General features: G+C 71.2%; 16 protein-coding genes. 7 read left to right on the plus strand and 9 right to left on the minus strand.

Annotation, left to right across the window (positions count from 1 at the left end; genetic code table 11):
• Positions 1-30: 30 nt before the first annotated feature.
• From lepB (OG875_RS07110) to OG875_RS07150, 9 genes are all read right to left on the minus strand, one after another.
• Entirely contained in the window at positions 31-1029 is a 999-nt protein-coding gene (gene lepB, locus OG875_RS07110) for a signal peptidase I (RefSeq protein ID WP_330177635.1), read from the minus strand.
• A complete protein-coding gene (gene lepB, locus OG875_RS07115; RefSeq protein WP_330173378.1) occupies positions 998-2002 on the minus strand; it encodes a signal peptidase I in 1005 nt (334 codons plus the stop codon). Before lepB (OG875_RS07115) ends, lepB (OG875_RS07110) begins: the two co-directional genes overlap by 32 nt.
• Complete coding sequence (gene lepB, locus OG875_RS07120) at positions 1995-2771, minus strand: signal peptidase I (protein WP_330173379.1); 777 nt, start codon at positions 2769-2771, stop codon at positions 1995-1997. The genes lepB (OG875_RS07115) and lepB (OG875_RS07120) overlap by 8 nt, the downstream gene beginning before the upstream one ends.
• Positions 2772-2828: 57 nt before the next feature.
• A complete protein-coding gene (gene rplS, locus OG875_RS07125) occupies positions 2829-3179 on the minus strand; it encodes a 50S ribosomal protein L19 (protein ID WP_330173380.1) in 351 nt (116 codons plus the stop codon).
• A 134-nt stretch (positions 3180-3313) separates the two neighbouring features.
• The gene (gene trmD, locus OG875_RS07130) at positions 3314-4135 is read right to left on the minus strand and encodes a tRNA (guanosine(37)-N1)-methyltransferase TrmD (RefSeq protein ID WP_330177636.1); all 822 of its coding nucleotides are present in this window, start codon (positions 4133-4135) and stop codon (positions 3314-3316) included.
• 11 nt (positions 4136-4146) lie between these two features.
• On the minus strand, positions 4147-4809 hold the full coding sequence (gene rimM, locus OG875_RS07135) for a ribosome maturation factor RimM (RefSeq protein WP_330173381.1): 663 nt from the start codon (positions 4807-4809) through the stop codon (positions 4147-4149).
• Positions 4810-5109: 300 nt separating this feature from the next.
• On the minus strand, positions 5110-5349 hold the full coding sequence (locus OG875_RS07140; RefSeq protein WP_004944869.1) for an RNA-binding protein: 240 nt from the start codon (positions 5347-5349) through the stop codon (positions 5110-5112).
• Positions 5350-5351: 2 nt separating this feature from the next.
• Positions 5352-5792 (minus strand): 30S ribosomal protein S16, encoded by a 441-nt coding sequence (rpsP, locus tag OG875_RS07145; protein WP_330173382.1) that lies wholly within the window; start codon positions 5790-5792, stop codon positions 5352-5354.
• A gap of 301 nt (positions 5793-6093) precedes the next feature.
• On the minus strand, positions 6094-6687 hold the full coding sequence (locus tag OG875_RS07150) for a hypothetical protein (RefSeq protein ID WP_147878267.1): 594 nt from the start codon (positions 6685-6687) through the stop codon (positions 6094-6096).
• Between the two features lie 841 nt (positions 6688-7528).
• Between OG875_RS07150 and OG875_RS07155 the strand changes: the two genes are divergently transcribed.
• The 7 genes from OG875_RS07155 (at position 7529) to OG875_RS07185 (ending at position 14487) form a co-directional block, all read left to right on the plus strand.
• Positions 7529-8434, plus strand: coding sequence for a methyltransferase domain-containing protein (locus tag OG875_RS07155; protein WP_330173383.1), 906 nt, complete (start codon positions 7529-7531; stop codon positions 8432-8434).
• 273 nt (positions 8435-8707) lie between these two features.
• Complete coding sequence (gene yhfZ / locus OG875_RS07160) at positions 8708-9646, plus strand: GntR family transcriptional regulator YhfZ (protein ID WP_330173384.1); 939 nt, start codon at positions 8708-8710, stop codon at positions 9644-9646.
• Positions 9647-9896: 250 nt separating this feature from the next.
• Positions 9897-10298 carry a transcriptional antiterminator gene (locus tag OG875_RS07165; RefSeq protein ID WP_330173385.1) on the plus strand — a complete coding sequence of 134 codons (402 nt, stop codon included), beginning with the start codon at positions 9897-9899 and terminating at the stop codon, positions 10296-10298.
• A 13-nt stretch (positions 10299-10311) separates the two neighbouring features.
• Positions 10312-10668, plus strand: coding sequence for a DUF2620 domain-containing protein (locus OG875_RS07170; protein ID WP_330173386.1), 357 nt, complete (start codon positions 10312-10314; stop codon positions 10666-10668).
• 88 nt (positions 10669-10756) lie between these two features.
• Positions 10757-12262, plus strand: a complete 1506-nt coding sequence (locus OG875_RS07175; protein ID WP_330173387.1) for a YhfT family protein — start codon at positions 10757-10759, stop codon at positions 12260-12262.
• A gap of 52 nt (positions 12263-12314) precedes the next feature.
• On the plus strand, positions 12315-13382 hold the full coding sequence (locus tag OG875_RS07180; protein WP_330173388.1) for a phosphotriesterase family protein: 1068 nt from the start codon (positions 12315-12317) through the stop codon (positions 13380-13382).
• Position 13383: 1 nt separating this feature from the next.
• Positions 13384-14487 carry an aminotransferase class V-fold PLP-dependent enzyme gene (locus OG875_RS07185; RefSeq protein ID WP_330173389.1) on the plus strand — a complete coding sequence of 368 codons (1104 nt, stop codon included), beginning with the start codon at positions 13384-13386 and terminating at the stop codon, positions 14485-14487.

A 14487-nucleotide genomic window follows, 5' to 3' on the forward strand; every position in this document is an offset into this window, starting at 1 on the left:
ATCGCCGGATCGGCGACCTGGGACGGCACCCTACCCGGCGGTACGACCGCCGGTCAGCCTCTTCCTGCGCCAGAACACCAGCGGCAGGGCGCCCGCGACACCGAGCACGGCCGGGGCCCCCGACGTCGCCACGGAGGCGGCGCTGAGACCCGGCTGGTCGAAGGTGTCGGGCACCGGCAGCGTCGACAGCCGGTCGAGCGGCCAGGCGATGACGATCGCCCGTCCGACGACCTCGTCCGTGGAGACGGTGCCCTGACCGGGCAGTTCCTGGTGGTAGCGGGAGTCGAGCGAGTTCTGCCGGTGGTCGCCCATCACCCAGATCCGGCCGTCCGGGACCTTGATCGGTCCGAACGGCTCGTCGTCGCAGGAGGTGTTCCCGGGGAAGATGAACGACTTCTCGTCCAGTGCCTTCCCGTTGACCTGGACGGGGCCGCCCTTCACGCACTCCACCGTGTCGCCGCCGACCGCGACGACCCTCTTGATGAGGTCCTTCTCCTCCGAGGAGGGCATGAGGCCGATGAAGCTGAGGAACTTCTGCGCCACGTTGGGCTCGGGGGCCTGGGTGCTGTCGAGCCAGCCGCCCGGGTCGTGGAAGACGACGACCTCGCCGCGCTCGGGCTCCGACCCGAACCACGGGGTGAGTTTGTCCACGAGCACACGGTCACCGCGTTGCAGGGTGTCCTGCATCGAGTCCGAGGGGATCGAGAACGCCTGGACCAGGAAGGTCTTGATCAGCAGGGCGAGCAGCAGGGCGACGCCGATCAGCAGGGGCAGTTCCTTCCAGAACGAGCGCGGTTTCCTCTCGTCCGGCCCCCCGTCGTCCGTCCCGTCATCCGCCCCGTCGTAGTCCCGGGGCCCACCGGTCCCGGGTGCACCGTCCGGCCGCTCCACCGTGTGGCCTTTCATCTCCCCGGACGCGCCCGCGGATGGGGTCCCCGCGGCGAACCCGGCGGAACCGACGGAAGGTTCCACGAGTTGCTCGGGCCTGTCCTCGGGCTCACCGTGTCCGGATCGTGCGCCGACGGCCAAATCCCCCACATCCACTCCTCACTCCGTGCAACTGCCCGCTCCGGAGACGGAGCAGGCCCACCACTCCCATAACGAGCGGGAGTTCCGCAGGGGTCGGGAGCAGGATCATTCCGTTCGGATCCTGGGAGGACACACTATTCGACGGGCCGAGCGCCGTGGTCGGTACGGCGCGCGCGTCCGGTACGGAGGCGTACGTCTCCGGCTCCTCCAGCCGCCGCCAGTGGCTGAACGGCCAGGCGATGACGACGGCCCGTCCGACCACCTCGCCCTCCGAGACGGTGCCGCGGAACTCCTCGTCGAGATGGAAGCGCGAGTCGGCCGAGTTGGACCGGTGGTCGCCCATCACGAAGATCCGCCCCGTCGGCACCTTCACCTGGAAGTCGAGCTTCGACGGGGGGTTGCCGGGGTTCAGGTACGGCTCCGTGAGCGGTACGCCGTTGACGACGACCCGCCCGTCCTGGTCGCAGCACTCGACGGTGTCGCCGCCCACCGCGACGACGCGTTTGATCAGGTCCTGCTCGTCCGCGGACGGCAGCAGTCCGATGAAGGTGAGGGCCTGCTTCACCTGCTTGACGACGATCGGGTCGTCCGGCGGCACCTCCGCCTCGTCCTGGAGCCAGCCGCCGGGGTCCTTGAACACGACGACGTCGCCGCGCTCGGGGCGGGAGCCGAACCAGGGCGTGAGCTTGTCCACCAGCACCCGGTCGTCGATCCGGATCGTCTGCTCCATGGAACCGGAGGGGATCACGAACGCCTGGACGAGGAAGGTCTTGAGCACCAGCGCGATCAACAGCGCCACGGTGATCAGCAGCGGAATCTCCGTCATCGCGGAGCGGCGGCGGCGCCGTTTCACCCTGCGTGCGAGTTTGCGCCGCTCCGCGCGACCGGGCAGGGCGCGTCCTGACGTGGGTCTGGTGCCCGTCGGCAGCCGGGTGTCGCCCCGGTGGCCCCCGGGCCGGCCTCGGTTACCCATGGGCGCCGTCCGGGCCTCGTACGTCCCGGAAGGCGTCGGTGGGCTCCCGGGAGGTCCAGTGGGCCGGCGGCCAGCCGATCCAGTCCACCCGTCCGACGACCTTGTCGAGGGGTACGGTGCCGCCGCCCGGCTCGCCCAAGTGGTCACGTGAGTCGCGGGAGTTGCTGCGGTGGTCGCCCATCATCCACAGCGTGCCGGAGGGGACGACGATGTCGAAGGGCACGCGGGAGGGCGAGTCGCCGACGTACAGGTACCGCTCGTCGATCGCCCGGCCGTTCACCTCGACCCTGCCCTCCTCGTCGCAGCAGACCACCCGGTCGCCTCCCACGCCGATCACACGCTTCACGAAATCGGTCTCGGCGGGTTCGGCGAGACCGAGGGCCGCCGCCGCCCCGTGGGCGGCGGCGGCGAGGGGATTCTCCGGCGCCGGCTCCTGGACGAAGGATCCGGTGCCGTCGAAGACGACCACATCACCACGCTGCGGCTCGGTACCGAAACGGTACGCCAACTTGTTGACCAGAACCCGGTCCCCGACCTGGAGACCGGGCTTCATGGAGCCGCTGGGGATCAGGAAGGGCTGCACGACGAAGGCGCTGAACAGCAGCAGAGCCGCCGTACCGAGGACGCCCAACATGAGGGCGCCGCGCCACGAAAGAGCACGAGGAAGTACCCCGGGTCCCGGTACGCGCACGGAGCGCGACCCCTCATCCGTCCCTGTGGCGGGCGGTGATGAGGGGTCGCGCTCCGAGTGCTGTGGTTCGGTGTCCATCGGGCCCAGAGCTTATCCGGCGGTCCGTAGGAACCGTGTGCGAGTCGAGCCCGGGGCTCAGTTGTCGCGCTTCTCCTTGATCTTCGCGGCCTTGCCGCGCAGCTCACGGAGGTAGTAGAGCTTGGCGCGACGTACGTCACCACGGCTCACGAGCTCGATCTTCTCGAAGATCGGGCTGTGGACGGGGAAGGTGCGCTCGACGCCGACGGAGAAGGAGACCTTGCGGACCGTGAAGGTCTCGCGGACGCCCGAGCCCTGCCGGCGGATGACGACACCCTTGAACTGCTGGATACGGGAGCGGTTGCCCTCGATGACACGCACGTGGACGTTCACGGTGTCGCCGGGACGGAAGGGGGGGAGGTCGCTGCGGAGCGACGACGCGTCGACGGTGTCGAGCAGGTGGGCCATGATGGTCTGCTTCCTCGCTGATGCCACAGGTCATCAACGGAATCTCGTGAGGAATGTTCGGAGTGCCGTTCGCGTCGGGTGGGCGTCGTTCCCCCTGTGGCAGGGGCGCGCACCGGACGTACGGCAGTGGCTCATCATTCCACGGTGTCGGGCCTGCGCCAAAATCGGCCACCGGGCTCGGGGGCCCAGCCCATGATGGAGAGCGTCTCGCGGTCCTTCTTGTCGAAGGCGGCGGGGTCACAACGCTCGATCATGTCGGGCCTGTTGAGCGCCGTACGGCGAAACGCCTCGTCCCGCCGCCAGCGGGCGATCCGGCCGTGGTGACCGCTGAGCAGAATGTCCGGGATCGATCGCCCACGCCACTCCGGGGGCTTCGTGTAGACGGGGCCCTCCAGCAGATCGGCCATCGCCCCGGGGGCGAACGAATCGTCGCGATGGGACTCGGCGTTGCCCAGGACGCCGGGCAGCAGCCGGGCGACTGCCTCCATGACGACCAGGACCGCCGCCTCGCCGCCGGCCAGGACGTAGTCGCCGATGGAGACCTCGTACACCGGTATCCGCGTCGCGTACTCGTCCACGACGCGGCGGTCGATTCCCTCGTACCGGGCCGGCGCGAAGATCAGCCAGGGCAGTTCGGACAGCTCGACGGCGAGTTCCTGGGTGAAGGGACGGCCGCTGGGCGTGGGAACCACCAGGACGGGGCGGTGCGCGCCCGCCTCGTAACCGTCCGCGATCGTCTGGTCGAGCGCGTCGCCCCAGGGGCCGGTCTTCATGACCATGCCGGGGCCGCCGCCGTACGGGGTGTCGTCGACCGTGTTGTGCCGGTCGTACGTCCAGGCGCGGAGGTCGTGCACGCCCACGTCGAGGGTGCCACGGGCGCGGGCCTTGCCGACGAGGGAGACGTTCAGCGGGTCGAGGTACTCCGGGAAGATCGTGATCACGTCGGCGCGGAACATGGCGGCGCGCGTCATGACGCCGCGCCCCTGCCCGCACCGTCGGGGCCCCCGGCACCGTCGCCACCCCCGTCAACGCCCCGGTCGTCGGCGGCGTCGCCCTCGGCCGGAGCGGCGCCGTCACCGGTCTGTGGTGCGCCGTCGTCGTCGGGGACGGCGACAGCGAAGTCGTTGTCGATGAGACCGGGGGGCGGATCGATCACGGCCTTCTGCTCCACCAGATCGATCTCGGTCACGATCTCCTCGACGAAGGGGATCATGACCTCGGTGCCGTCCGGCCGCTCCACGATGAACAGGTCCTGCGACGGGAGATGGGTGATCTCGGTGATCCGGCCGACCTCCGTGCCGTCCGGCAGGACGACGTCCAGGTCCATGAGCTGGTGGTCGTAGTACTCGTCCGGATCCTCCGGCAGTTCCTCCGGATCCACCTCGGCGATGAGCAGGGTGTTGCGCAGTGCCTCGGCACCCGTACGGTCGCCGACCCCGGCGAAACGCAGCAGCAGCCTGCCGCTGTGGACCCGCCCGGTCTCGATCGTCAGGGGGCCGGCGGAGGCCGGTTCGGTGGCGAGTACGGCCCCGGGGCCGAGCCGCAGCTCGGGCTCGTCCGTACGTACCTCGACGGTGACCTCGCCCTTGATGCCGTGGGCACGGCCGATCCGCGCGACTACCAACTGCACTTGCACACGCCCCTGTTCTCGAACCTGCTGTAACTACTGCGGTGGCTTCCGCGACTGCTGGGTGGGACTCCTGCCGCTCCGGGGCCGCTCGGCCCCGGAGCCGTTCCGGTGCCCTCCCCGGCGTCGTACGCGTTCCCGGCGCGAACGGCGGGCGCCGGGCGGCGGGGCGGCGCGTGCCACGGGGCGGGGCGGGTCGGCAGGACAGCTCCGGTGCCGCGACGTACCGGAGCCACGCCCCGCAGACGGCAGAGGCCGGGAAGGGCCGAGGCCCTTCCCGGCCTCTGCCGGTTCACCAGTCTGTCAGCGGACCTGATCCACGTCGACGAGGTCGACCCGGATGCCACGGCCGCCGATCGCGCCCACGACGGTGCGCAGGGCGCGCGCGGTACGGCCGTTGCGGCCGATCACCTTACCGAGGTCGTCGGGGTGCACCCGTACCTCGAGCACCCGGCCACGGCGCAGGGTGCGCGAGGCGACCTGCACCTCGTCCGGGTTGTCGACGATGCCCTTCACGAGGTGCTCGAGAGCCTCCTCGAGCATGCTCAGGCCTCGGTCGGCTCAGCGGCGGGCGCCGAAGCGTCGGCCTCGTCCGCCTTCTTGTCGGCCTTCTTCGCCTTCGGGGTGATGGCGTCGCCCTTGGGCTCGTCACCGTCCTTGGCGAGGGACTCGAAGAGGGCACGCTTGTCGGCCTTCGGCTCCGGCTGGAGCAGCGGCGCCGGCGCGGGCAGGCCCTTGTGCGCCTGCCAGTCGCCCGTGAGCTTGAGGATCGCGAGGACGGGCTCGGTCGGCTGGGCGCCGACGGAGAGCCAGTAACGCGCGCGGTCCGAGTCGACCTCGATACGCGACGGGTTCTGCACCGGGTGGTACAGGCCGATCTCCTCGATGGCCCGGCCGTCACGGCGGGTGCGGGAGTCGGCGACGATGATGCGGTAGTGAGGCGAACGGATCTTGCCCAGACGCTTCAGCTTGATCTTGACTGCCACGGAAGTGGTCTCTCCTGGATCTTGGCGTGGTTGGGCACAGCGACATGCCGCGTGGGGTTGCGGTACTCGCGTGCCCGATGGACGCGTCAGCCGGAGGAGAGAGGGGTCCTGTGCGGCTGTCGAGTACAGCTGGCCATTGTGCCACACGCGTCGGGCGCGCCGTGCCCCGCCCGACGGGGCCGCCGATCTCCGTGAACCGGGACGGGGCAGCGCCGGGCGGGGCGGACGCGACGGCCTTCGGCGCGACCAGACTGCCCGGCACTGCCCCGACCACTCGACCCGCCCCGCCTGCCCGGCTCACTCAGCTCGCAGCGGCGACCACTTCCGGGATACGGAAGGGCTTGCCGCAGCCGCCGCAGACGATGGGCGCCTGCGCGAGGACCGACGGCACGACGCGTACGTTACGACCGCAGTCGCAGACCGCCTTGACGCGCACCCCGCCACCCGACGAGCCGTGCCGCGCGGCGGGGCCGCGGAAGCTGCGCTCGGTGTCGGACGTCGTCGCGACCGTGTGCGCCGCGAGGGCGCGCTGGAGCCGCTCGATGGTGGGGCGGTAGCGCCGTCTCGCCTCGGGGTTGAGCGAAACAAGCGAGAAGCCACTGCTGGGATGCGGCTCCTCGGAATGATCCAGGCCCAACTCCTCGGCGATCGCGAGGAATCGGCGGTTGTGGTAGCGCCCGGCCCGGGAGGTGTCGCGGACACCCCGGGCGGCGGCGATGCCATGGACTGCCTCGTGAAGCAGTCGCTCGAAGGAGAGCTCGGCGCCGCAGGCGGACGACGACTCTCCGATCAGGGACTCTGGCGCGGCAAGATCGGGCAGCTCGGTGTGGTGCCGCTGAATCTCGGCCCACGCCTGCGCCAGTTCTGCGGCGAGGACAGGTGGTGTCGTGCTCACGTCGTGAACAACGAGCCGGGACCCTCCCGGGTTCCATTCCGGGGCATCTCAAATATTTTGCACGTACCCGTCAGTTGCCATTGATGCGTCCTGACGAGGGCGGGTGCGTCGATGTGCGGAGAAGTTTCTCTTCTCGTCACAAGGCGGTACGTAGTACGGGGTACGCCTGGACGCGTAGGCCGGATACGTACACCGGATCGGGGCCACGTCCCGGCCGCCGCCGGCGCGGGTGGTGACAGGGTGGCGTCGCTCGGGCCGCCGTACAGGACTCGCGGGCGCCGCACGGGGCGGGACACCGGCACGGGGCGGTGACGAGGCGGCCATGGGGGCAGAACCGCACGAACGACACTAACGGGCGCGCCGCCGATCCCCGGCATCGGGGTCCGCTCGGGGCAGACGGCACGGATTCGGCGGATAGCGGGGCGGTCGGGGCCGGGAGCGGGGCGGTCGAAGGCAAGGGCGGGGCAGTCACGCCCCGGCGGCGTCACCCCTTCGGCCCCCTCACCACCAACGCCCCCGAGCGCACGGTCGTCGGCCCCGTGGACCGCCCCATCCTGCCTGTGCCGGCTCCGCGCCCGCGCACGATGACGGCTCACGGGGCCCGGCACGGGGCGCGGCCAGGGGCGTTTCGACGGAGGCTCGGAGCGTGGGCCGACCATGTCCGGCGAGAGACGATTTCCGTGCGCCGGGGCGCACAACCGGAGCAGGCAAGGATTGCCCGCGAACCACTGGACGCGGGCACGGATGGGGAGTTCCCTGGCATACGGGGAACGAAGGTGCGCACGTACACGGGGGCTGTCAATCAGGGCACGGGGACTCTCGCCGGATTGGGGCGCTATCCATGACTCGTACGCTCGTCCAGCAGCACCAGGTGAACGCGACCGCGACCGAGCCTCCTACGGAGGCGGGCGGGCGCGCCCGTGACTGGGCCGAGATCCAGGAACGGATGCTGGTACCGCTCTACGAAGCGGTGTACGAGCGTCTTGAGGTGGGCCCCGGCACCCGGCTGCTGGGCCTCGGCTGCGGCTCCGGGCTCGCCCTGCTGATCGCCACCGCCCGGGGCGCCGAGGTCACCGGCGTGGACGCCGACCGGGAACGCGTCGCCCTGGCCCGTGAGCGGCTCGTCCACGACGGACGCGTCGCGGACCACACGGCACCGCACGCCGTGCCGCCGTCGGGGGTGCGCGGCGACGGGGCAGGAGCACGGGCGCGGGTACTGACCGGCGGCGCGACAGCCGTCCTGGAGGCGGAGCGCCCCGCCTACGACGTGATCACGGCGTTCCAGCCCATCGGTGTGGCCGCCGGCGACGCGGACGGTCTCGGACCCACGCTGGCCGAGGCGGCGTCCGTGGCGGACCGGGGAACCCCCGTCGTGCTGGCGGGCTGGGGGCCGCCGGAACGGTGCGCGACGTCCAACGTGCTGCGGGTCGCCGGGCGGCTGACGGAACGGCTGCGCAAGGGGGGTGGCTACCGTCCGCCGCTCAGGGACGATCTGGAGGACGTGGCGGCGCGGGCAGGGCTGAAGCCGGACGGTTCGGGGCGGGTGTCGTGCCCGTTCGGGTACGCGGGGATGGAGAGCGCGGTGCGCGGGCTGCTGTCGACCGGGGCGTTCGACGCCGCGGTACGGGCGACGGACCAGTCGCAGGTGGAGAAGGAGATAACGGAGGCGCTCCACCCGCATGTCCGGGGAGACGGCACCGTATGGATGCCCAACGTCTTCCGTTACCTGATCGCGCGCACGCCCTGACGGACGGGCCCGCCTCATAAGCCGTGGCGCCTCGTACGCCGCGGCGCCTCATAAGCCGTGGCGCCTCGTACGCCGTGACGCCTCGCACGCCGGGGGACGGAGGCCGCAGCGTCGCGGGGCGGGGGGCGCGGGGTGGGTGGGGTCGGCCACCTGGCCCGGTCGGCGGCCAGGCGCGGGGCGGGAGAAGGCCGCCCTTCGGCCGGTCCTCTCAGTCGGTCGTCCCTGGCCGGTCGACCTTGGCAGCATCCAGAATCCTGATTACTGTCCCTGTCCGTGACCGGCATCGACGAACGCCTACTGAGCCGCAACGGCCTCGCCGCCCGACAACTCGCCGTTCTCCTGCTCAATCACGAGCCGGCCACCCGCCTGCCCCGTGTCCGTGACTTCGCCGAGGAGCTGGGAGTCGGCAACGGCACCGTCCAGGCCGCCCTCCAACTCCTCGAAACGGCGGGCGCGATCGGTACGACCGCACGCGGCCATCTCGGCACCTTCCTCGTCCGCTCCGACCGTTCGGTCCTCTGGCGGTTCTCCGGGCTCGGCACTCTCCTGGCGGCGATGCCGCTGCCCTACTCGCACCGGTACGAGGGACTGGCGACCGGTCTGCGCGCGGCGTTCGAGCGGGCCGGAGCGCCTTTCGCGATCACGTTCATGCGCGGCGCCGGAGCCCGGACCACCGCGCTGATCGAGGGCAAGGTCGACCTGGTGGTCCTCTCGCGGTTCGCCGCCGACCGGCTGATCGCGGAGCATCCCGTGGAACTCATCGCGGACCTCGGTCCCGCGACGTACGTGGGGGCCCACGGGCTACTGCTGCGCCGCGGGGCGACGCGGGAAACGGTCGGCCTGCGCGTCGCGGTCGACCATGCCTCGGAGGACCAGCGCGCCCTCGTGGAGCGTGTCTTCGCGGGGCGTTCCGACATCAGGTGGGTCGAGGCGTCGTACATGCAACTGCGCGACCTGTTCGCGCACGACCGGGTCGACGCCACCCTGTGGAACCTCGACGAGGTCCAGGACCGCCTCGGCCCCGGCGTGGATGTGCTGCCCCTGGGCGAGGAAATGACCCGCGACCTGTCACTGCGCAACTCCAGCGCCGCGATCATCGGCAGGACCGAGGGGGCGAAGGCGCTCGGCGCCGTACGAGACTGCCTCGACCTGTCGGTCATCACCACCTGTCAGAACGAGGTGTTGCGCGGTGAGCGCGCCCCGTCGTACTGACCCCGGCGCTCCTCCTCGTCGGCGCCGCAGGGGGCGGGCTCACGGTGTACGGGGTGGACTCACGCGGTACGAGGCGGCCTCGCGAAGTACGGGCGGGCTCACGCGGTACGGGGCCGGCTCACACCGGCGTGCCCGCGGCTTCGTCCCGGGCCGGAGCGTCGCGCCGCCCGGGGAAAGAAGAAGTCGAGCCTCTGCTCAAAATCCAAAATACTGGTTACTGTTGTGTTGCTCCGACGAAGGGACCACCAGCATGGACGACCGGCTCGCCCTCCGTATCCGCCTGTTCCGCGAGGGCGGTCAGGTCCGGCCCGAGGTCGTCACGTTCGTGACGAACGAACTCGACGCCCTGGCCGCCGAGGGCCGCACCGTCACCGAGGAGACCGCCGGCACGCTCACCAGTCACCTCATGATGGCCCTCACCAGACTGCTCGACGGAGAACCGATCACGGAGTTCACCACCGACGCCGAGATCGCCGCCGAACTCGCGGGGCATCCGGAGGCGGTGACACGGGCGAGCGCCGTCTCCCGACGCGCGGCATCGGAGCTCGGCACGCCCCTCCCCGACTCGGAGATCAACTTCCTGGGACTGCACCTCGCCCTGCTCGACCGGAACTCGCCGTCCCGAACTCCCCCATCACGTCGCGCGACTTGAGAAGGAAACAGCCATGACGAAGATCCTCACCGGCGGCGTCGGCAAGACCGAGGTCACGGCGACCGTCAAAGCCCTCGGCCTGGACGGCATCGAGATCACGACCTCCAACGACATGGACGCCGCGATGAAACTTCGCGGCGGTCAGGCCGACTACTACCTCGGCACCTGCCACACAGGTGCCGGAGCCTCGCTCGGGGTGCTCCTCGCGCTGCTCGGCAAGCCCGCCTGTCACACCTTCGGCCGCTCCGTCCCCACCGAGGACGAGGTGAACGCCCTGCTGGCGGAGGGCAAGCGGGTCTTCGGCTTCGCCGTCGACCAGATCGACGTGATCGCCCCGCTCATGGCCCGCGCCGTCGCCGCACGCGGCTGACGGCCCCGTAGCGAGCCCGTAGCGGCTCGGCAGTACTCGTACGACCCCGCGCGGTGCCAGGCCCCGCCGGGCATGGAGGAGTGATTCCGTGAGCAGCGTCCTCGCAGCGAGTTCGACACACCTCGACCTCTCGCCGGCCCAGCAACTGACCGTGGTGGCGCTGTGTGCGCTGACCGCGTTCATCTCTCATATGGCGCTGGCCGTCTTCAACGACGGTGTACGCCCCTTCATGCTGGACCTCGTCCAGGGGCGGTCCACGCGCAACGCCACCACCGCCGTGTCCTTCGGGCTCTCCGCGGGCTTCATCTTCGGGCTCGGCGCCCCGATGGCGCTGTCGACCGGCGTCCTCAACCCGTGGCTGGTCTTCCTGCCCACCGACGTCCTGGGCATCCTGTCGCCCAGGAAATGGATCGCTCCGCTGCTGGGCGGCGCGTGGGGCGCGATCGTGGTGTTCGGCCTCAACGGGGCCAACGGCCTCGCCCACGACCTGCCCGTCGACTTCCTGACGGCGCTCCAGCAGATGTCGACGCCGATCCTCTTCCTGTTCACGCTCTTTCCGGTGCTCGCGATCACCAAGCAGTTCGGGCGGCGACGGGGCGCGATAGCGGCGGTGGTCGAACTGGTCATCGTCGTGACGACGATGAAGGTCTGGCCCGACATCTTTCCCGGCTCCCTCGCGATGGCCGTCGGAGTGCTGACACTCATCGGCTTCGCGGTCAACAAGGACATGACGCAGCGGAAGGCGGACCGGGCCGAGGCGGCAAAGTCGTCGGCCTCAGCCTCGGCCGGGACGACCACGACCGCGCCCACGACCACGACCAGGACCACGACCACGACCACGGCTGAGACGGTCGGCGAGCCGGCGAAGGCCACAGCAACTGCGACAGGCGGCTCCGCCGAGCCGGGCAAGGACCACGGGGCGGCCGACGACAGGGCGGCCGACGACGTGGCGGACCCGATGGCCTCGCTGTTCGGCGCGAGCGCACTGCGGCTGCGCCGCCATCTGCCGCTGTTCATGCTGCTCGGGGCCGGCGTCTGTGTGCTGGCTCAGTCACATGTGTTCGCCGGCGGCGAGGCGACGAGCTTCCTGATCGCCAAGGGGGACTACGCGGAAGCCGCCCAGGTGGACTTCTACCGGGCGTTCGGCTTCGTACCGCTGATCGCGACGACGGCGCTCGCCTCCGGCGCGTACGGCATCGCCGGGTTCACCTTCGTGTACCCCCTCGGCTATCTCATGCCGAACCCGTTCCTCGCCGCCGTCGTGGGCGCCGTGGTCTTCGCCGTCGAGGTGCTCGCTCTCTCCGCCATCGGCAGGCTCCTCGGGAAACTGCCCAGCGTGCGCGACTCCTCCGAATATCTGCGCAGTGCGATCGGCGACGCCCTGGGGCTCGCGATCCTCTTCGGTTCGCTGATGGCCGCCAACGTCATGGGCGGGGGCCTCGGCATCCTCGTCGTGGGCGGGCTCTACCTGCTGAACGAGTCGATGGGCCGCCCCGTGGTGCGCATGGCGGCGGCGCCCGCAGCGGTCATCGTCGGAGGAGTACTCCTGAACATCCTCCACTGGCTGGACCTGTTCACCCCGATCAAGGGATAGGGCGGCTCCGAGCCCCCTTGGCCGCCCACCCCCAACGGAAGGACCACGCACCATGGAGCAGCGTCCCGACCCGGGCCTCGGCTCCGCCCCGTACCTCCGCCACGGCACAGATCTCGGCATCGGACGGGGTCCTGGCCGTGGCCGTGGTCCTGGTGACGGTGCGCGCCCGCCGGGTGAACCGCGCCATCTGCGCACCGTCACCGGCCCGTTGGCCGTCTCGGCCGTCCGGGGCCCCGTGCTCGCCCACGAGCATCTGGTCCTCGATCTCGACCGCGCCGGGGACGGGGCGGCGGTTCTCGACGCGGAGCGGCACGGCCCCGCTGTCGTCGCGGAACTGGCGGCCCTGCGCGAGGAGTACGGCCTCGGCCTGGTCGTCGAGCTGACCTGCCGCGGCATGGGACGCCGTCCGCACGCCCTGGCCCGGATCTCCGCCGCGTCGGGGGTACCGGTGGTGGCCGCCACCGGCTGGTACTACGAGCCGTTCCACCCGCCGGAGCTCGACGGGGCGGGCGTCGAGGAACTGACCGCGACCCTCGTAGCGGAGGTTGAGGACGGGTTCGGCGGCACGGGTGTCCGGCCCGGCGTTCTGGGCGAGATCGGCAGCCACGGCGACGCACCGACCGCGCCCGAGACCCGTGTCCTGTTGGCGTCGGCACACGCCGCCGTGGCCACGGGCCTGTCGGTCGCCACCCACGCGCAGCTCGGCCGGGGCGGTCTCGCCCAGTTGGCACTGCTCACCGGCGCCGGACTGCCCCCGCACCGGATCTCGCTGGGACACCAGGACCTGCTCGACGCCCCGTCCGTGCACCATGAGCTGGCGGCGAGCGGCGCGTACGTCGCCTTCGACACCGTCGGCAAGGAGAGCTACCAGAGCGACACCACGCGGCTGCGCCTCCTGCTGGCACTGCTGGAGGCGGGCCACGCCGACCGGGTCCTGCTCAGCTGCGACATCTCCCGGCACGCTTATCTCCGGTCGGCGGGCGGCCACGGCTACGGGCATCTCTTCCGGTCCTTTCTGCCCCGGGTGCGCGCGGCCGGGGTGGACGAAGACCTGATCGACCTGATGACACGGCGCAATCCGCTGCGGTTCCTGACCGGTGCGGACCCGAAGGAGAACTGAGATGGCCGTACGACTGCCACGGACCTTCCCCCTGGCGACGATCGCGCTGGACGACGCGGTCCGGAAGCAGTTCCGGCTGCTGGAGTGCGTTGCCGCGCGGTTCGAGGGTCAGCAGCTGTTCGAGGCGGACGCGGGCGTGGTGCCGGAGCTGGGCCGGCCCCGTACCACTGCCCGGGTCGAGGCGGTGCTGGCGGACTTCTTCGGTGCCGAGGACGCCGCGCTGGTGCAGGGCGCGGGCACCGGGGCCATCCGCGCCGCGCTCCAGGGCGCCGTGGGCCCCGGCGACCCGCTGCTGATCCACCGGGCGCCGGTCTACCGCACGACCGCGGTGACGCTGCGCGGGCTCGGGGTCCGCACCGTCGAGGCGGACTTCAACGACGGCGGGGCGCTCCGTCGGGCCCTGGAGTCGGGTGGGTTCCGGTGGGCGTACGTCCAGCACAGCAGGCAGCGGCTCGCGGACTCGTACGACGCGGGGGAGGTCGTCGCGGTCTGCCGGGCGGCCGGGGTGCGCACGATCGTCGACGACAACTACGCGGTCATGCGCGCCCCGTCGTGCGGAGTTGAGCTGGGCGCCGACGCCTCGTGCTTCTCCCTCTTCAAACTGCACGGCCCCGAGGGCGTCGGCGCCGTCGTCGGGACGGCCGACATCGTCGAGAGGGTACGGGCCGACAACTACTCGGGCGGTGGCCAGGTGCAGGGCAACCAGGCCCTCGACGCCCTGCGCGCGCTCACCCACGTCCCCGTCATGTGGGCCGTCCAGTCGCAGGTCGGCGCCGAGATCGCCGAGCGGCTCGCCGCCGGGGAGGTGCCCGGCGTGGCGGAGGTCCGGATCGCCAACGCGCAGGACCGCTGCCTGCTCGTACTGCTGGAGCGCCCCGTCGCGGGCGAACTGCCCGCCGTCGCCGCCCGGTACGGCGCCGCGCCGTACCCCGTGGGCTCCAACTCCCGCTACGAGATCGCCCCGCTCTTCTACCGCATGTCCGGCTCGTCCATCGACGACGCTCCTGAACTCGCCGACCGGACCGTGCGGATCAACCCGATGCGGGCCGGCTCCGACCTGGTGATCGAGATCCTGCGGCGTTCGCTGCACGACCTGAAGGACTGA

Origin of the sequence: Streptomyces sp. NBC_01498 (assembly GCF_036327775.1) — a bacterium.
In the GTDB taxonomy this organism is placed as follows: Bacteria; Actinomycetota; Actinomycetes; order Streptomycetales; family Streptomycetaceae; genus Streptomyces.